Below are 17,040 nucleotides of genomic sequence, written 5' to 3' on the forward strand. Positions count from 1 at the left end.
TTCGCAAGAGGTTGATACGGAAGGAATGGCTGTCGAGCCGGTGGCTATAGTCAACGGCACGCCTCTGACCGAATTGCCCGAAGACCTTTACATCCCGCCCGATGCGTTGGAAGTATTCCTCGAGACTTTTGAAGGCCCGCTCGACCTTCTGCTGTATTTGATCCGCCGCCAGAACCTTTCCATCGTGGACATTCCCATCGCCGATATCACGCGTCAGTACATGGGCTACATCGAGATGATGAGCGAGCTCCGTATCGAGCTTGCCGCCGAATACCTGCTGATGGCGGCGATTCTGGCCGAAATCAAATCGCGCATGCTGTTGCCGCGCCCAGCGAACCCGGAACAGGAAGAGGAGGATCCTCGCGCCGAATTGGTACGTCGGCTCCAGGAGTACGAGCGCTACAAGCATGCGGCCCAAGAGCTCGACGCCTTGCCGCGCTGCGAGCGCGATGTTTTCGAAGCTTCGGCGGATACGAGCGCTATCCAGGTAAAAAAGGTTTATCCGGAAGTGGACTTAAAGGAAGTTCTCCTGGCTTTTCAGGACGTACTGCGGCGCGCCGAACGACTTACGCATCATCATATCCAGCGCGAGCCTCTATCGGTTCGTGAACGCATGGCGAGCATATTAGCCCGCTTGCAGACCCAGTTGCTGGTTCCATTCCCTAGCCTGTTTGAACGAAGGGAGGGGCGGCAAGGCGCTGTCGTTTCCTTGCTCGCCATACTCGAGCTCAGCAAAGAACGCTTGATCGAGATCATCCAGGAGGAACCCTTGGGCGAGTTACTGGTAAAGCCGTTGACAGCGTCCAGTATCGATTGACGTGGAACTGAAAGCGATTATCGAGGCGGCGCTGTTGGCCGCCGGCAGACCCTTGTCCTTGGTCGACTTGGAAAGCCTGTTCGCCGAACACGAACGGCCGGAACAGGGGGAAATCCTTGCGGCACTGGCGGACTTGGCGGAGGATTGCCGCGGTCGGCCCATCGAACTGAAGCAGGTGGCGAGCGGATACCGGCTCCAAGTGCGAGCGGATTTCTCGCCTTGGGTTTCTCGCTTGTTCGAAGAGCGCCCCGGTCGTTATTCGCGCGCCTTCCTGGAAACGCTCGCGATCATCGCTTACCGTCAGCCGGTCACGCGCGGCGAGATCGAGGATATTCGAGGTGTCACCGTCAGCTCGAGTATCGTTCGGGCATTGCAAGACCGGGGATGGATACAGGTCGTGGGACACAAGGAGGTGCCGGGGCGTCCGGCACTGCTCGGCACGACCAAGCAATTCCTAGACTATTTCAACCTGAAGAGTCTCGACGAACTCCCGCCGCTTCGGGAATTTCTAGATGATATGGCGCTGCAGGCGGTGCCGAAAGACCAGCCAATAATCGAAGATGCGGATCACCAATCAACGTAGTAGAACTAAGGCGCCTACGGATAAACGCTCGTCCTGGGATGACGCCGGTGAGCGGATTCAAAAAGTTCTTGCTCGGTTGGGCTTGGGATCGCGCCGGGAGATCGAGGAATGGATCAAAGCTGGCCGAATCGCGATAAACGGCAAACCGGCCGAACGTGGGGATCGTTACCGCAAGGGCGACCGTGTCACCGTCAACGGCCGTCCAATCGATATCGCCAAGCGCTCCGAAGCGCCCACCCGCGTGCTCATTTATCACAAGCCGATCGGGGAGGTAGTCAGCCGCCGCGATCCGGAGGGGCGCCCGGTGATCTTTACCCGGTTGCCTAAGCCCATGACGGGGCGTTGGATTGCCGTCGGCCGTCTCGACATCAACACGCAAGGTCTGCTGTTGGTCACCAATAACGGCGAACTCGCCAATCGTCTGATGCACCCGTCGCAGGAAATCGAGCGCGAGTATGCGGTTCGGGTTCTTGGCCCCGTCAACGACGAGATGTTGACGCGGCTATCGAACGGTGTCTTGCTGGAAGACGGACCCGCACGATTCGAGACGATCGAACCCGCGGGCGGCGAGGGCGCGAACCGGTGGTTTCGAGTCACTTTGAAGGAAGGGCGCAACCGCATTGTTCGGAGGCTTTGGGAATCGCAAGGAATTACCGTGAGCCGGCTGATTCGGACGCGGTTTGCCGGCATCAGGCTACCGCCCCGATTGAGAGCAGGAACTACCTACGAGCTTCCGGCGGAAGACGTCGGCGATTTGATGCGCTCTGTTGGACTGGAGGCCGAAAAGGTAGCAGCCGGTCGCCGCACCGGGCATCGGCATCGAGGTGACAAAGGCGCGAGAAGCGGAAGACGATGAGTTGCGAATCGGCGGTGTCCTGGGCTACTAGGCCTCGATTTCGATCGCGTCGGCGACCCGATTGCGTCCGCTGCGCTTCGCCTGGTACATGGCCTGATCGACACGGTGCAGCAGCTCCAGATGGGTTTCCCCTGGACGAAGTGTCGCGACCCCCAAGCTCAGTGTAATACGTAAGTTTAAGCCGCGGACATCGCAAACCGACGTCTCGACTATCCGTCGAATGCGCTCAGCGAGGTTCATCGCGCCGCCTTTTGCCGTATTGGACAGCACGATGACAAATTCTTCCCCGCCATAGCGGAACAGAATGTCGCTCCCGCGTACCGAGTCTTTGATCGAGCGGGCTATCGATCGCAACACGGCGTCGCCGGTGTCGTGCCCAAAATTGTCGTTGATCGATTTGAAGTGGTCGACGTCAAGAAGAATGAGGGAAAGCGGTGTGCCGTAGCGACGCGCCAGTTCCAGTTCCCGCTGCAGGCTTTGGAACAGTGCAGCTCGATTTCCGGTTTGGGTCAATGGATCGGTGTAGGCATGAGACAGCGCTACGCGATATTTGAGGCCGTTGCGCAAGGGATAGAGCAAGTGGCAGAGCAGAGCTTCGGTACGGTCGAGTTCCGGTTCCGTAAATCGCCGGTCTCGACTCATCTGCCATTCGCCCAGCGACTCACCCTCGAGTTGGAGATTGTAACTGCAGACATGCCGTCCTTTTCTGCCCAGCGAAAGTTCCACCTCCAGTGCCTCGTTAGAAAAGCTCGATCCGGAATGGGCAACAAAGGCCTGTAAATGCATGCTGAACAAGTTCAGAAGCTGTTCTAAGTCCAGGGTCGTCTGAAGCGCTAATACCATTTGAAAGGACGAGGAATCGCTCGTAGCGCTTTTTTCCTTGTTCTCCTGGTTTAATAAGCCGGCTTGATTTCCCGCTTTTTTATTTTTCATCGCGCGGCGTCTCGCTGGAAATATGCCTTGGTGGAGTTCACCCGAGTAAAGCAAGAATTGTGTCATGGGTGATAGCCCAGAAGCTTGAAGCTTCCAAAGCTCGTAGCCGACGGAAATTTGGCGGACAACGCAAAAGGGCGCTCATCCGCATTATGACAAGCGTCGGATTCTTAGCCTGAGGCGCCGCGTGAGGCGGCGTCTCGCTCGAAAAATATCAGTGAACTCTCGGTTTCTTGCCGACGTCCAAGACCGGCAAAAATTCGGATTGTTTGTAAAGCGTTAGTGCCCAGCGGTCCTGGTCGCTATCGTGGCGAAGAATATAGATGCCGTCAGTCGTCAGGAGCTTGAAATAGCCATAATCCGACGCCAGCCATCTATCTATGATTTCCACGACTTCGATTCGCCTGTCCCCGAGGAAGAAAGCGGATGGTTCCTGTATACCCAGTTCACTCTGGTTGGCCAGAACTGTGATTGGCTGCAAATTGTCGGACATGAGAGATCTCTGAGTCGTTCGCCAAGAAAATATTTGCAGTACGCGCAGCATACGGCGACCTACCGTATTGCCGTGAGTCTGCAGCTTTTTGCTGATAATCGTACCTTATCCGAAAGGTCCTGTTAACGGAAGCGCGGATCGGATGTGGTTCAAGCAAGGGCATCCTTAACTTGCTTCAATCCGCTTTAGACCAAGACGAACAGACTGCCTATCAGTACGCTCACGACCACGCCTTTCCAGGGCCACCAAAGGGCCGACCAGGACAGGCGTAGGAGGGTAAGCTGCTTCCGAGTCCAACGTATCAGGGCAGGAATGAGACGCGTTCGGGAATAGCGCCACAGCCATCGTAAAGCGAAGATAGCGAACAGTATTTTTAGCGGTGTCAGCGTCCAAGCCGTGATCAGCTCGGCATGGCGCGGCGAAAGGTCGAACCAGTCCTCCAATTTGTCTTCTATGAACAATTCCTCGCTGCCTTCCACAAGGGTATACAGCACGTTCCATAGCACGTCCAGGAGGCTGAGAGTCAGATCGAAAATCAGATCCGCGAATGCGATCAGGGCAATCAATCCGCCTCCGAACCATAGGAGCGGTTTCAAACCGGGCTGGAGATCGGGTTTGGTGCCCGAATGTTTTGAGCCTGAGTTCGGCTTATTCGGTACGTCACTCATGTCTGATTGGTGATTACACTAAAGTGTGCGCAAGGGTAGCTTCGTTTCGCATGCCGTTCAAGCTCTGGCAAGATCTTGGTTCCCCGGGAACGTAGCTCTCACCTGAAAGGGTAGTTGACTGTTTTGACGCGCCGGAAACGCGCCATGAATGCAGAACGTCCTTGTCTGGCAAGGACGTCCCCCTTTATGGGTAAAGCCCCTATGCACCCGATAGCACAGTGCGCATCCGACTGCTGTTTCGCGGTTCAACTTTGGTTATCTCCAAGTTTCGTCGGTCGTCCACTTGCGCGCGTCGGGAATCGAGATATCTGCCGTCAGGAAGCCCTGTATAAGCCTTCTCCCTCCACGATAATTCGGCAGGGCGAGGCGCAATGCGACGAGTGGGTAAGCCGGGAACGGGCTGCCTCGGGCTTTCGAATGAAAGGTGACAGCATAGTAATTGTCTCATGCCGGAGACTCTCTTTTCAGGCCGAGCTTGGTACGTTCCCGCTCGCTCCTCGCGAACGAATGTACGTGCGGGCGTCGCTCGTAGCCCCAGACAGGCAAAGTGAGGAATCGGAAACTCAACTAGAGCGTTCTTTAAGGAGGCGAGGCGGCTGGAATCGACGTGAACTATGCTATAGTTCGGCAGCCATGGGGGCATGGTTATCCCGGGAACAATAAGAGCCTATTTCAGTAGGCCGTTCGCCCTGAGCCTATCGAAGGGTTTTCGGAACCGACTTAGGTAGGCTTAAGTCTTCCAATTTCGAGACCGTCTCGGGGCAGTAGCGAATTTTCCGACGAATAAGATCTCATCGAGAGTCTGATGGAAATAAAAGAATGGCTGCATGTATGGCAGTTTGAACATCATCCCTTCGTAATCTTCGACGCAGACCGCGATCCTTATTTGCAGGCGGCCATGATAGAGAATACATCGCTGCGGTCGGCGTTGCTGAATCTGGACAAACCAAGCCCGTACGTGATTTTCGCGATTCGCGGTGCTGGAAAGTCCTCTATGCGGATTGATACCGAGCGCTATCTCCGCCAATATCGAGATAAGGTGCTGGTGATCAAATATGTCGAGTTCAACGAACTGCTCAGCGAGGTCACCAAAGTCAGAAAACTTCCCGCGGAATATTCGCCGAGGAAGCCAGGGCTTGCGAAGCTGTTTCGGAGAAGAAAGGAAGAGGTGCTCATCCGGGAAAGCAAGATCACCCTCGACGACCACCTCGATTACCTTCTCAAACTTGGTATAGAGGAGCTGTATCGCTATATCACCGAAGCGCAAAAGGAGGAGATGCTCAAGGACAATCGGGAGTTCGCGGAGAAATTCATACTGCTCACGGCGCTTTATTTCGCCCCCAATGACCTTTCGAGCAAGATCTCGGCACTTCGCAAGCTCATTACAATTGCCGGTTACAAAAAGCGGAACAGCTTTTTCTCGAACAAGCAGGCGAAGTTGCTCGCCGGGGAGATTTACCGGAACATCCGTGGCATTCCGGTCTCGGTGGAGAACATGTTCAAGATCATCCAGGAAATCGGGCCGGGCCTGTTTGAGTTCCACGGTATTCCCAGGATGACCGAGAACCGGTTCACCTTGCTGAAGAGCTACATGGACCTGGTCCAGTATTTTGGCCTATCCGGTGTTTATTTACTGGTCGACCGCGTGGACGAGCCCACCAGTATCAAAGGTGATCCTGAAAAGATGCGCGAGCTTGTGACGCCTATCCTCGACGATCAGCTGTTCCAGATCGATCACCTAGGCATCATTCTGTTCCTGCCGTACGAGTTGCACGATCTCAAAAAGTATTATCGGAGCGACAGGATCAAGACCATCTCGTCCATCAATTGGTCGGCCGACAACATGATCCGGCTCATCGAGAAGCGTATGAATGTGGCGCGTAAGCCGGGAAGCGCGCCGATCAAGCTGGCAGACATTTTTGAGGAAGAGGGGGAGAGCAAGGCCCAATTCATCGTGCGCCAGCTGACACCGCGAAATGCTTTCAGATTGCTGAGCATCATCGTCGAGGAACACTGCCAGACCGTGGTGTACGGACCGAAGATTTCGACCGAAGTCTACGAATCGGCAGTGCAACGATATCTTATTGAAAAAGAGGGCTATTGATGGCGCCATTCGTCCAGGGATGGACCCGTCTGTGCTCCGACTTCCGTAACCTGTGTTCCACTCGGCGAGCGAGCGGCTTACCCGTGCGATATGGACGGATTTCGCCGAGCTTCAATTTTTGGGGATCTAGACCGAATGTTTGTCGATGGTTTCCGTGCGATAGCGATAGACCTTGATCGAGTCCGACCAATAATCTTCGGGTAAGCCGGCCTTCAATTTCAGGTGTTGTAGAAAGGTTTTGGGATCCGGCAGTGATGCCCAAACCGTCGGCAGAAAAGTTCCGCGTCGAAATCCCTCTTCCAAGATCAAGCCATCCTCGCCTACCGTCATTTGTCTTAACAGATCCTCTTCCGAGGTGAAGGATATTGGTTCCGCCGGCGTCAGCAAGGATAGACGGATGTCGAGGCGTTCAACGTCGCTTGGACTGACCGGCGGAAACCGCGGATCTCTGAACGCTGCTGCATAGGCATTGTGGACGACGTCTTCGGCCAAGACTCTAACGGCTTGCAGGGTCCCGATGCAGCCCCGCAGTTTCCCGTGCAATTCGAGCGTCACGAACGTGGCTCTCTTGACGGCGAGTTCGGGCGCCAGAGTTTCCGGTTGGATACGAAGCGGTAGGCCGTGAACCGAGCCGTGCTCGATGGATCGCCTGGCCAGGTCGAGCAATGCCCGTCGATGTGTCGGACGTAGGAAACCGATCGCGTCAGTGGAAGGCATAGCTCCCATAACCGACCACTCGATCCTTGGAACCGGCCGTATCCCCGGAATTGCGCAAATCCAGCGTCCGCGCCTTGAGTCCGGTTTGACGAGCGAAATGGAGGAGACCGTTGATCGCCATACTTCCGCAAGCTGAGTCGTGGCCGATATCTTCCGGTCGAAGCCTTTCGATCGCGAGGGACGTGGCCTGATCCATTCGCTTGGCTGTCGCGTAGTCATGATAGTGACTCAAGTCGGAGCTGATCACGGTCAGAGTTTCCGCGTCACTCCACAGCCGTTCGAGGACCGTGCCAACCTCAGATGCCGCCACGCTGCCGACGACCAACGGAACCAGCTCGAACCGGTCTAGGACCGTCTGCAAAAAAGGTAAGTGAACTTCCAGGCTGTGTTCGAGCAAGTGCGCCTCGTCGAAGCTCTTGATGAAGGGCAAGTCGAGAATTTTTTCGATGGCTCCGTAGTCTATAGGGACATTGCCTAGAGGCGTGGCATAAATATCCGCTCGACTGACTGCGATCCCATGGAAGCCGACCCGATGAGACGGGCCGATCAGAATCACGCGACGAAAAGTGTCGCGGCCCGGTCGCAAGAGGGCGTACGCGCTCGCGGCGACAGGCCCCGAATAAACGTATCCAGCGTGCGGTGCGATAATGGCTTTCGGTAGCGGCTCGCTTGTATCGGCGTCCTGCAAGAAACCCTGAACCATGGCACGAAGCTGGTCGGCGTCGCTCGGGTAGAAGAGCCCCGCTACGGCGGGTTGACGTACTTTCTTCATAGTCGACTCCTACGTAGGGCGCGATGCCATGTCATCTCGAAACCTCGTTGAGTGTTTGTCGGGAGATAGTTTACAAACGAGTACGATTTAACGAATGTAGTGCCGATCATGAACCTCAACACCGAAATGGACGAGGGTTTCCCCACGCGCTATTGGCGAGCAGTGGGTGACAGTCGGGTGGAATGTACACTGTGCCCGCGGTTTTGCAAGCTGCATGAAGGGCAGCGGGGGCTTTGTTTTGTTCGCGCCAATATGGGCGGCAAGATCGTATTGACGTCTTATGGGCGCTCGAGCGGTTTCTGCATCGATCCAATCGAGAAAAAGCCTCTCAACCATTTTCTTCCCGGCACGCCGGTTTTCTCATTCGGCACGGCAGGCTGCAATCTCGCTTGCAAGTTCTGTCAAAACTGGGACATCAGCAAATCTCGGGAAATGGACTCACTAATGGATCAGGCTTCTCCGGACGCCATCGCGCGGACCGCCAAGGAACTGGGTTGCCGCAGCGTTGCCTACACCTACAACGACCCCGTCATCTTCCATGAATATGCTGTGGATGTTGCCAAGGAATGCCGAAAGCTCGGCATCAAATCGGTCGCGGTGTCGGCAGGTTATGTATGCGCCGAACCGCGCGCGGAGTTTTATAGCGTGATGGACGCGGCTAATATCGATCTGAAAGCGTTCACGGATGAATTCTACCGTAAAATCTGCGGCGGCAGTTTGCAACCGGTGTTGGACACCCTGCAATACCTCAAACACGAGACGTCCGTGTGGTTGGAAATTACGACCCTGCTGATCCCCGGCGAGAACGATTCGGATCAGGAACTGGACAGCATGACGCAGTGGGTGGTCGATCGCTTGGGCCCCGACGTTCCCCTCCATTTCTCGGCATTCCATCCTGATTGGAAGATGATAGACAAGCCTCGCACGCCGCTGGATACCCTGATTCGTGCCCGGCGGATCGCCATAGGAAACGGTCTCAGGTATGTCTATGTTGGCAACGTCCACGATAAGGGGGCTGCAAGCACTTACTGCCATCACTGTGGACAGCTCCTGATCGGTCGTGACTGGTACGAGCTGTCGGAGTGGAACTTAACGCCCCAAGGTACCTGTAATGTATGCAACACGCCTTGCGCCGGCGTGTTCGAGGAAAAACCGGGCGAGTGGGGTAGCAAGCGCGTTCCGGTCAGGATGTATTCCCGAGCGGTTGGGCGCCGTTGACGCGCCGCAAATCTCGAGCGGGAATTAAGGACAGATTACGGTATCCCTGGGCGGTTCATTGTCGTTTGTATGGGGATAGTCCAGCGTGAAATGGAGTCCTCGGCTCTCCTTGCGCGACAGGGCCGAGCGGATGATCAAATCGGCGACGATGACTAGGTTGCGCAATTCCAGCAAATCGCTGGTGACTCTGAAATTTCCGTAATACTCGGCGATTTCCTGTTTCAACAGTTCGACACGCCGCAACGCCCGCTGCAAACGTTTGTTGGTCCTAACGATTCCCACGTAGTCCCACATGAACCGCCGGATTTCATCCCAGTTGTGAGCAACCACAACTTCCTCGTCCGAATCGGTGACCTTCGATTCGTCCCATTCGGGTAGGTCCGGCGGCGGCGGGGTCTCCGGCAGGGTCATGACGATATCCTCCGCTGCTAACTTGGCGAAAGCGAGACATTCGAGCAGAGAATTGCTGGCCATGCGGTTGGCTCCGTGCAACCCGGTGCAGGCCGTTTCTCCGATAGCATAAAGTCCCGGTACGTCGGTACGCGCACGGTGATCGGTCCGGACGCCTCCGCAGATATAGTGGGCCGCCGGGACCACCGGTATCGGTTGCGACGTCATGTCGATATTGAGTTCGAGGCACCGTGCATAGATGGTCGGGAAGTGACTCTTGATGAAGTCGGCGGGCTTGTGGCTGATGTCGAGATAAACGCAATCAACGCCCAGACGCTTCATTTCGTGGTCGATGGCGCGCGCGACGATGTCGCGGGGGGCTAATTCCTCCCTGGGATCAAATCGGTGCATGAAAGGCGAGCCGTCCGGCAGCAGGAGTTTTCCGCCTTCGCCTCGAACCGCTTCGGAAATCAAGAAGGAGCGGGCGTGGGGGTGGTAAAGGCAGGTCGGATGGAACTGAATGAATTCCATGTTGGCGATGCATGCGCCGGCCCGCCAGGCCATGGCAATGCCGTCGCCGGTGGCGATGTCCGGGTTGCTGGTGTACAGATACACCTTGCTGGCACCGCCGGTCGCGAGGGCGATGAGCCGAGCCCTGAACGTTTTTACGACATGGGCGCGGGTGTCGAGTACGTAAGCTCCCAGTACGCGGTTCCCTTCGAGGCCGATCTTTCTTGCGGTGATAAGGTCGACGGCGTTATGGAATTCGAAGATGTCAATATTAGGATGGGCCCGCACATGCTGCGCCAGCGAGGACTCGACAGCCCGCCCTGTGGCGTCAGCCGCGTGAACGACGCGGCGGTGAGTATGTCCTCCTTCCCGCGTCAGATGAAGATGCTGAGCGCCGTTTTCCGAGTTCGCTTCGGTGAACGGTACGCCTCTTTCCAGTAGCCAATCGATGCATTCCTTACCCAACGAAACGACGAGTCGCACGATATCCGGATCGCAAAGACCGGCTCCCGCATTGAGTGTATCCTGTATGTGGGATTCGATGGAATCCTCCGCGTCCAGTACCGCGGATATACCACCCTGGGCGTAAAATGTGTTGGTTTCGGTGAGAGTGGTCTTGGATAAGACGGCGACGCGTGAACGATCGGCGATGCGTAGAGCCAAGCTTAAGCCGGCAGCACCGCTGCCGATGATCAAGACATCATAAATCGGGGATGACATGAACGGAGAACAATGTAATGGTCAGGCCATCGTACTGCAAAAGTAACGCGTCCAAAACAGTCGGTGTTGAACCAACTTTCGCGACGTTGGTGTAAGACCATTCGCGACTTGCCAGTCTGAGCGGCCGCAATCGGATATTGTGGTGGATACGACGAAATACGCATTGAATGGCGCTTGCGAAACTACGATAATTCTTCCTGTAGAATCAAGCGAATGCAATTGTGCGTCAATCTTCGACAGTCTTGTCTGTCAACCCGTGTATCTAACTCTTAATGAAATTCTCTAGTAAGCCGTTTTTCTTGTCCGCTTGTCTTATTCGAATTCGAACAAAAGATCGGGTCTTTTGGTCTCGTATATGCCCTGTTAGGTAGGGAAAAGGTTTCCCGAGATGGGCGAGCAACTCGACGAGGAATTAGTCCGGAGGGTGCAGCGAGGCGATAAAACTGCATTCGACATTCTTGTTCGAAAGTACCAATATAAAATCGCCCAGCTGATCAACCGCTATATTAAAGATCCCCACGAAGCCTTGGATGTCGCTCAGGAGTCCTTCATTAAGGCCTACCGAGCATTGCCTGGCTTTCGCGGCGAAAGCGCGTTCTATACGTGGCTGTATCGAATCGCGATCAATACGGCGAAAAATCACATCGCTATGCGCGCGCGTCGGCCGTCGGAAGATGAAATCGAAATCGAGGAGGCGGAACAATTCGAATCCGCTGTACGTCTAAAGGACCAAGAAACCCCTGAGGGAGTGATGTTGAGCCAGGAACTGGCTCAGGTAATCCAGTTTGCGCTAGACGAGCTTCCCGAAGAACTCCGCACGGCGATAAGCTTGCGCGAGTTCGATGGTTTAAGTTACGACGAAATCGCCCAAGTGATGAATTGTCCGGTGGGAACCGTGCGTTCACGCATTTTCCGCGCGCGCGAAGCCATCGATAAGAAACTAAAACTTTTGCTCGGTTAGGGGGCAAGTTAATGTCGGATGATTTAAGAGAAAAGCTGTCGTTATTGTTAGATGGAGAATTGAGCAAAAGCGAGTCAATGGCGTTGATGGCTCGCATCGAGACTGATGCGGAGCTTCGCAAGCAATGGCATCGCTACCGCCTAGTGAGCGAGGTGCTGAGATCGGGAAAAGTCCCGGCCGTTGACGACGGTTTCGTCGAGCGAGTCAGGGCTGCCTTGGCCGATGAGCCGACAATTCTTGCGCCGAGATCGGACAAACGGCACTACCGTGAAAAAGCCGTTACGGCGGCAATTGCCGCTTCGCTGGCGGTGGTTGCGATTCTAGTCGGCAAGTCCGTCAGTGAGCATTCGCCGGTACACCCTCCGGAAGTATTGGCTCATATCGAGATGGTCGATTCTAGTGACGCTCACACAGCGGTCGATCCGAAGTTCCAGGATTATCTGGTAACTCATAATGAAACCGCTTATTTAGCAGGCGCTCCGGGCATGTTGCCTTATGCTCGTCTAGTGACCTACGATTCTTCTCGCTAAGTTCGGATCGATGGTTTTACTTTTTGTGCTCTCTGTGGACGGGTTCGGCATGCGCCGGATTTTGGCATGGCAAATTTGTCTGATGATGATTGCGGCCGAAGCTTTGGGCGGGACCGGCGAGCCTAGCCGAAACGATGCGGTGCGTTGGCTGATGGACATGCGGCAGGCGGTAAGCCAGCTGAATTATCGGGGAATCGTGGCATATCTTAAAGACAGCCACGTCGAGAGCTTTCAGTTATTGCATGCGTACACGGATGGCATGGAGCATGAGCGCTTGGTATCCATGAACAGTCCGTTGAGGGAGGTCGTCCGAAGCGCGGAAAAGGTATCGTGCTACTTTCCCGATACCAAAACGGTTTTTATAGAAAATAGACCGCCGAGACGTTCGGTTCTTCTGGAACTGCCAGACGATTGGAAGCAACTGTCGCGGCATTATGATTTGAAGCTTGAGGAGCAGGAGTATGTCGCGCAGCGCTTATCGCAGGTTATCAGCATTGAGCCGCGCGACGATTTTCGGTACGCTCGGCGGATTTGGGTCGATTTAGAATCCAAATTGCCGCTCAAATTCGAGTTGGTGGACGAACGTGGCCAAGTGGTTGAGCAAATGATGTTCACGTCATTGAGCGTCGAAAACTCCATTCCGCTTGCTGAACTGGATGCGTCCACCAAAGTCGATGCTTTGACGTGGCAGATCAAGCGGCGTGAAGCAATGCCGCTTGGATCGTTAAATTGGGCGCTGGGAAGCGTGCCCGATGGATTTCAGATGATTTCGTATACCCGGCTGATTCGTACACCGACCGAACATCCGGTAGAACATATCTTATTGAGTGACGGTTTCTCTTCTGTTTCAATTTATATTGATGAAATGGGGGGCGGTATCGTCAAAGGACACCACAAGAAGGTCGGTGCGATAAATGCGCATTCTCGTATGATCGATCGTTACCTGGTTACCGTGATGGGCGAAGTTCCCGTCAGAACCGTTGAGGCCATCGCCAGCGGAGTGCGTCTTCAATCGAAATAAGACCCATGATTGAGGAAGAAGCGGTCGTTTCGCATACGGAGCCAGGAAAGGTGTGGGTAGAAAAGCCTAGGAGGTCGGCCTGCGGCGGCTGTTTGCGGCAATGCGCTTCAGGCGTTGTGGATAGGTATTTCGGGGCTCCGACCATTCGGTTACAGGTGTTGTCCCCAATCGACGTTCAAGTAGGGGATCGGGTTGTGCTAGGAATTCAGGAGGATGCCTTCGTGAAAGGGTCCTTCTGTGCATACTTGATTCCTTTATTAGGCTTATTTCTCGGCGCCATATTGGGAAATATCATCGTATTCTCGCTGGCATTAGACGTCTCTAGCGATGGGGCCAGCGTAATCGGAGGCGCGATAGGCCTGAGTTTGTCCTTCATCATTTTGAGGTTCACAGGGGTACTCTCCCGCGACAAACTGAGCCCCGTGATACTCCGTAAACTTAGCTGATATCAAACCCTCTTTTAATCCATGCTTTGGTCCGTGAAGACTGGGGAGTTTCGTATGCTTAATACCAGGTGGATGGCCCTCGCGCTTTGTTTTTTTCTTATGGGGCTTTCGTCTCAGGGAGTTTTTGCTCAGCTTCCCGACTTCACCGGCTTAGTGGAAAGGAACAGCGCCGCGGTAGTAAACATCAGCACTTCGCAGAAGGTGAACGCTACCGAGCCGCAATTACCGGACGGAATCGAAATACCGGAAGGAACGCCGTTTGACGATTTCTTTCGACGGTTCTTTGGGGAAGGTGGTGGAGGCCAGCCCAGCGAAGTGAAATCATTGGGATCCGGCTTCATCGTCTCGGAAGACGGTTATGTCTTGACCAATCACCATGTCGTCAAGGATGCTGACGAGATCGTCGTGCGTCTTCAGGATCGGCGGGAATTGGTTGCGAAAGTAGTCGGATCTGACAAGCGCAGCGATATTGCATTATTGAAAATAGACGCCAACCATTTGCCGGTCGTGAAAATGGGCTCGGCAGATAAATTGAAGGTGGGCGAATGGGTGCTGGCCATCGGCTCGCCTTTCGGTTTCGATCATTCGGTGACGGCGGGGATCGTCAGTGCGAAAGGTCGGAGTCTACCAAGTGACAACTATGTGCCGTTCATCCAGACTGACGTGGCGATCAATCCAGGTAATTCTGGGGGACCTCTGTTCAATCTGGACGGCGAGGTTGTCGGGGTAAACTCACAGATTTATAGCCGCACTGGCGGCTTTATGGGTTTGTCGTTCGCGATTCCGATCGAAGTCGCCATGCAAGTGGTCGAGCAATTGAAAACGCAGGGTCGTGTGTCGCGCGGTTGGCTGGGTGTACAGGTCCAGGATGTCACGCGTGAGCTGGCGGAATCATTCGGAATGAAGAAGCCACAGGGCGCACTGGTTTCAAGAGTTTTGGAAAAGAGTCCTGCCGAGGCCGCCGGCATACAAGTGGGCGACGTCATCATCGAATTCAATGGGCAGGAAGTTAACGATTCGCCATCCCTGCCTCCAATGGTGGGTATGGCGAAGGTAGGGGAGACCGCAACCATCAAGGTCATTCGTCACGGCTCAACCCGCGAGTTGAAGGTCAAGATTGGCTCGTTGCCGGAAGATGAAGGGACAATGCTGGGGTCTGAAGAGGCTCCGGGAGCTCGAACCTTCGACCGTTTGGGGCTTAGCGTGTCCAATTTGACGGCTGAGCAGCGAGAGCAGATGGAAATTCCGCGTCATGGTGTGCTGGTGCAGGCAGTCAATCCTGGTCCGGCATACGATGCGGGTATACGTCGCGGTGACGTGATTCTTCGGATTCAGGATCAAGTCATCAAAGACGTGAACCATTTCAACGAAGTGGTAAAGAGCTTGCCTAAAGGCAAATCGATAGCGGTATTGGTGCAGCGGCGCGGTGGGTCGTCGTTCCTGGCCTTGAAACTCAAGGATTGAGGCCGTGGCCGATCAGCAGCACATTCGTAACTTTTCCATTATTGCTCATATCGATCACGGCAAGTCGACTCTCGCAGACCGTTTCATACAAATTTGCGGGGGCTTAAGCGAGCGCGAGATGCTTGATCAGGTGCTCGACTCGATGGATATCGAGCGGGAGCGCGGCATTACGATCAAGGCTCAAAGTGTAACGCTCAACTATACAGCGAAAGACGGCGAGACCTATCAGCTCAACCTGATCGATACGCCCGGCCATGTGGACTTTTCTTACGAAGTGTCGCGATCCTTGGCGGCATGCGAAGGCGCCTTGCTCGTCGTCGACGCGGCGCAGGGCGTAGAAGCGCAAAGCGTGGCGAATTGCTACACGGCGATCGAGCAGGGGCTGGAAGTCATCCCGGTGCTGAACAAGATCGATTTGCCGTCGGCCGAGCCGGAACGGGTTTGCAAGGAAATCGAGGAGATCATCGGGCTGCCGGCCGACGACGCTTTGAAAATCAGCGCCAAGACAGGCTTCGGCGTCAACGATCTTCTCGAACAGCTAGTGAACAAGGTGCCCCCACCCAAGGGGGACCCAGCAGCGCCTTTGCAAGCGCTGATCATCGACTCTTGGTTCGACAACTATCTCGGGGTCGTTTCGCTGGTACGGGTAGTCAACGGATCCATTTCCCGCAAGCAAAAGATCCTGATCATGTCGACCGGCAAGAGCTACCTGGTGGAAAAGCTGGGGGTTTTTACGCCGAAATCTCTGGATAAGGAGACACTTCAGACCGGTGAAGTGGGGTTTGTGGTGGCCGGCATCAAGGATATTTTCGGCGCACCGGTGGGCGATACGATCACGTCGGCCGATCGGCCTTGTCAATCCCCCCTGCCGGGCTTCCAACAGGTTCAACCCAGAGTATTCGCAGGGCTTTATCCGGTCGAATCCGACGATTACGAGGATCTTCGGGAAGCGCTGAACAAACTCCACCTCAACGACGCCGCGCTTCAGTACGAACCAGAAACTTCCCAGGCCTTGGGGTTCGGTTTCCGATGCGGATTCCTCGGCATGTTGCACATGGAGATCATTCAGGAGCGGCTGGAGCGGGAATATGATCTCGATCTGATTACGACGGCGCCTACAGTCGTGTACGAGGTGCTTAAGACGGACGGCTCCACAATTCAGATCGACAATCCATCCAAGCTTCCGCCGCCTAACGAGATTGTAGAAATCCGCGAGCCGATCATAGAAGCCAATATTCTGGTACCGCAGGATTATTTGGGTGCTGTGATAACGCTTTGTGTCGAAAAACGCGGTGTGCAGAAGAGAATGCAGTACATGGGCGGGCAAGTATCGCTTGGCTTCGAGTTGCCCTTGAGCGAAATCGTATTGGACTTTTTCGATCGTCTCAAATCCGTCAGTCGCGGCTTCGCGTCGTTCGATTACGAGTTCAGGCGCTTCCAGGCGGCGCCGCTGGTCAAACTGGACATCCTCATCAACGGCGAGCGCGTCGATGCTTTGTCATTGATTGTGCACCGGGATATCAGTCAAACCCGAGGGCGCGATCTTGTGGAGCGTATGAAAGATCTGATTCCCAGGCAGATGTTCGAAGTCGCCATTCAAGCCGCTATCGGCTCGAAAATTATCGCTCGTTCGACAGTGAAGGCGATGCGCAAAAACGTACTGGCCAAGTGCTATGGCGGCGATATTACCCGTAAGAAGAAACTTCTGGAAAAGCAGAAGGCTGGCAAAAAAAGGATGAAACAGGTGGGGAAGGTCGACATTCCGCAGGAGGCATTTCTGGCGGTTTTGCGGGTAAACAAAGATTCCTGATGCCGAAAACGATAAAAAGACCCAGCT

17 protein-coding genes are annotated in these 17,040 nt (G+C 54.8%); 11 read left to right on the top strand and 6 right to left on the bottom strand.

All coding sequences use genetic code 11. The features are described 5' to 3' along the window. The first annotated feature begins 25 nt into the window (after window positions 1–25). Genes QEN43_RS04370 through rluB form a run of 3 tightly spaced genes read left to right on the top strand, consistent with a single transcriptional unit; the run spans window position 26 to window position 2,256 of the window. Window positions 26–817: a segregation and condensation protein A gene (locus QEN43_RS04370; protein ID WP_026612106.1), complete on the top strand. Its 792-nt coding sequence runs from the start codon at window positions 26–28 to the stop codon at window positions 815–817. 1 nt (window position 818) lies between these two features. Further along, window positions 819–1,400 carry an SMC-Scp complex subunit ScpB gene (gene scpB / locus QEN43_RS04375; protein WP_036269363.1) on the top strand — a complete coding sequence of 194 codons (582 nt, stop codon included), beginning with the start codon at window positions 819–821 and terminating at the stop codon, window positions 1,398–1,400. Then, complete coding sequence (rluB, locus tag QEN43_RS04380) at window positions 1,378–2,256, top strand: 23S rRNA pseudouridine(2605) synthase RluB (protein ID WP_084162407.1); 879 nt, start codon at window positions 1,378–1,380, stop codon at window positions 2,254–2,256. Before scpB ends, rluB begins: the two co-directional genes overlap by 23 nt. 27 nt (window positions 2,257–2,283) lie before the next feature. On the opposite strand, the gene QEN43_RS04385 is transcribed toward rluB, so the two are convergent. From QEN43_RS04385 to QEN43_RS04395, 3 genes are all read right to left on the bottom strand, one after another. Further along, window positions 2,284–3,189, bottom strand: coding sequence for a GGDEF domain-containing protein (locus tag QEN43_RS04385; protein ID WP_317963735.1), 906 nt, complete (start codon window positions 3,187–3,189; stop codon window positions 2,284–2,286). Window positions 3,190–3,403: 214 nt separating this feature from the next. Beyond that, window positions 3,404–3,682: a hypothetical protein gene (locus QEN43_RS04390; RefSeq protein WP_317963736.1), complete on the bottom strand. Its 279-nt coding sequence runs from the start codon at window positions 3,680–3,682 to the stop codon at window positions 3,404–3,406. Window positions 3,683–3,867: 185 nt separating this feature from the next. After that, the gene (locus QEN43_RS04395; RefSeq protein ID WP_026612110.1) at window positions 3,868–4,350 is read right to left on the bottom strand and encodes a hypothetical protein; all 483 of its coding nucleotides are present in this window, start codon (window positions 4,348–4,350) and stop codon (window positions 3,868–3,870) included. 805 nt (window positions 4,351–5,155) lie between these two features. Between QEN43_RS04395 and QEN43_RS04400 the strand changes: the two genes are divergently transcribed. Continuing rightward, window positions 5,156–6,454, top strand: a complete 1,299-nt coding sequence (locus QEN43_RS04400; RefSeq protein ID WP_026612111.1) for a hypothetical protein — start codon at window positions 5,156–5,158, stop codon at window positions 6,452–6,454. 126 nt (window positions 6,455–6,580) lie between these two features. Here the strand turns inward: QEN43_RS04400 and amrA are convergent, their stop codons facing one another. Together amrA and amrB are read right to left on the bottom strand one after the other, a co-directional pair. Beyond that, window positions 6,581–7,171 (bottom strand): AmmeMemoRadiSam system protein A, encoded by a 591-nt coding sequence (gene amrA / locus QEN43_RS04405; protein ID WP_026612112.1) that lies wholly within the window; start codon window positions 7,169–7,171, stop codon window positions 6,581–6,583. After that, window positions 7,158–7,943 carry an AmmeMemoRadiSam system protein B gene (gene amrB, locus QEN43_RS04410; RefSeq protein ID WP_317963737.1) on the bottom strand — a complete coding sequence of 262 codons (786 nt, stop codon included), beginning with the start codon at window positions 7,941–7,943 and terminating at the stop codon, window positions 7,158–7,160. The genes amrA and amrB overlap by 14 nt, the downstream gene beginning before the upstream one ends. A 108-nt stretch (window positions 7,944–8,051) precedes the next feature. Here amrB and amrS point away from each other — a divergent pair, with 108 nt between their 5' ends. Next, the gene (amrS, locus tag QEN43_RS04415) at window positions 8,052–9,161 is read left to right on the top strand and encodes an AmmeMemoRadiSam system radical SAM enzyme (protein ID WP_026612114.1); all 1,110 of its coding nucleotides are present in this window, start codon (window positions 8,052–8,054) and stop codon (window positions 9,159–9,161) included. A gap of 24 nt (window positions 9,162–9,185) precedes the next feature. Here amrS and nadB read toward each other — a convergent pair whose 3' ends face one another. Then, window positions 9,186–10,781 carry an L-aspartate oxidase gene (nadB, locus tag QEN43_RS04420; protein ID WP_026612115.1) on the bottom strand — a complete coding sequence of 532 codons (1,596 nt, stop codon included), beginning with the start codon at window positions 10,779–10,781 and terminating at the stop codon, window positions 9,186–9,188. A 388-nt stretch (window positions 10,782–11,169) separates the two neighbouring features. Between nadB and rpoE the strand changes: the two genes are divergently transcribed. From rpoE to lepA, 6 genes are all read left to right on the top strand, one after another. Further along, window positions 11,170–11,742 carry an RNA polymerase sigma factor RpoE gene (gene rpoE, locus QEN43_RS04425; protein ID WP_026612116.1) on the top strand — a complete coding sequence of 191 codons (573 nt, stop codon included), beginning with the start codon at window positions 11,170–11,172 and terminating at the stop codon, window positions 11,740–11,742. 11 nt (window positions 11,743–11,753) lie between these two features. After that, window positions 11,754–12,272: a sigma-E factor negative regulatory protein gene (locus QEN43_RS04430; RefSeq protein ID WP_051332081.1), complete on the top strand. Its 519-nt coding sequence runs from the start codon at window positions 11,754–11,756 to the stop codon at window positions 12,270–12,272. 49 nt (window positions 12,273–12,321) lie between these two features. Further along, on the top strand, window positions 12,322–13,293 hold the full coding sequence (locus QEN43_RS04435; protein WP_026612117.1) for a MucB/RseB C-terminal domain-containing protein: 972 nt from the start codon (window positions 12,322–12,324) through the stop codon (window positions 13,291–13,293). Window positions 13,294–13,298: 5 nt separating this feature from the next. Further along, the gene (locus tag QEN43_RS21680; RefSeq protein ID WP_026612118.1) at window positions 13,299–13,739 is read left to right on the top strand and encodes a SoxR reducing system RseC family protein; all 441 of its coding nucleotides are present in this window, start codon (window positions 13,299–13,301) and stop codon (window positions 13,737–13,739) included. A gap of 72 nt (window positions 13,740–13,811) precedes the next feature. After that, window positions 13,812–15,203 carry a DegQ family serine endoprotease gene (locus QEN43_RS04440; protein WP_235726747.1) on the top strand — a complete coding sequence of 464 codons (1,392 nt, stop codon included), beginning with the start codon at window positions 13,812–13,814 and terminating at the stop codon, window positions 15,201–15,203. A gap of 4 nt (window positions 15,204–15,207) precedes the next feature. Continuing rightward, window positions 15,208–17,013, top strand: a complete 1,806-nt coding sequence (gene lepA, locus QEN43_RS04445) for a translation elongation factor 4 (RefSeq protein ID WP_026612120.1) — start codon at window positions 15,208–15,210, stop codon at window positions 17,011–17,013. The last annotated feature ends 27 nt before the right edge of the window (window positions 17,014–17,040 follow it).

Origin of the sequence: Methylocaldum szegediense (assembly GCF_949769195.1) — a bacterium.
Lineage (GTDB): Bacteria > Pseudomonadota > Gammaproteobacteria > Methylococcales > Methylococcaceae > Methylocaldum > Methylocaldum szegediense.

Excerpts from the sequence above, each read along its gene's own strand:
- QEN43_RS04390 (WP_317963736.1), bottom strand. The coding sequence starts at position 3,682 with ATGTCCGACAATTTGCAGCCAATCACAGTTCTGGCCAACCAGAGTGAA.
- QEN43_RS04385 (WP_317963735.1), bottom strand. The coding sequence starts at position 3,189 with ATGAAAAATAAAAAAGCGGGAAATCAAGCCGGCTTATTAAACCAGGAG.
- rpoE (WP_026612116.1), top strand. The coding sequence starts at position 11,170 with ATGGGCGAGCAACTCGACGAGGAATTAGTCCGGAGGGTGCAGCGAGGC.
- QEN43_RS21680 (WP_026612118.1), top strand. The coding sequence starts at position 13,299 with ATGATTGAGGAAGAAGCGGTCGTTTCGCATACGGAGCCAGGAAAGGTG.
- QEN43_RS04395 (WP_026612110.1), bottom strand. The coding sequence starts at position 4,350 with ATGAGTGACGTACCGAATAAGCCGAACTCAGGCTCAAAACATTCGGGC.
- QEN43_RS04430 (WP_051332081.1), top strand. The coding sequence starts at position 11,754 with ATGTCGGATGATTTAAGAGAAAAGCTGTCGTTATTGTTAGATGGAGAA.
- amrA (WP_026612112.1), bottom strand. The coding sequence starts at position 7,171 with ATGCCTTCCACTGACGCGATCGGTTTCCTACGTCCGACACATCGACGG.
- amrS (WP_026612114.1), top strand. The coding sequence starts at position 8,052 with ATGAACCTCAACACCGAAATGGACGAGGGTTTCCCCACGCGCTATTGG.
- QEN43_RS04400 (WP_026612111.1), top strand. The coding sequence starts at position 5,156 with ATGGAAATAAAAGAATGGCTGCATGTATGGCAGTTTGAACATCATCCC.
- QEN43_RS04435 (WP_026612117.1), top strand. The coding sequence starts at position 12,322 with ATGCGCCGGATTTTGGCATGGCAAATTTGTCTGATGATGATTGCGGCC.
- nadB (WP_026612115.1), bottom strand. The coding sequence starts at position 10,781 with ATGTCATCCCCGATTTATGATGTCTTGATCATCGGCAGCGGTGCTGCC.
- QEN43_RS04440 (WP_235726747.1), top strand. The coding sequence starts at position 13,812 with ATGGCCCTCGCGCTTTGTTTTTTTCTTATGGGGCTTTCGTCTCAGGGA.
- amrB (WP_317963737.1), bottom strand. The coding sequence starts at position 7,943 with ATGAAGAAAGTACGTCAACCCGCCGTAGCGGGGCTCTTCTACCCGAGC.
- rluB (WP_084162407.1), top strand. The coding sequence starts at position 1,378 with ATGCGGATCACCAATCAACGTAGTAGAACTAAGGCGCCTACGGATAAA.
- QEN43_RS04370 (WP_026612106.1), top strand. The coding sequence starts at position 26 with ATGGCTGTCGAGCCGGTGGCTATAGTCAACGGCACGCCTCTGACCGAA.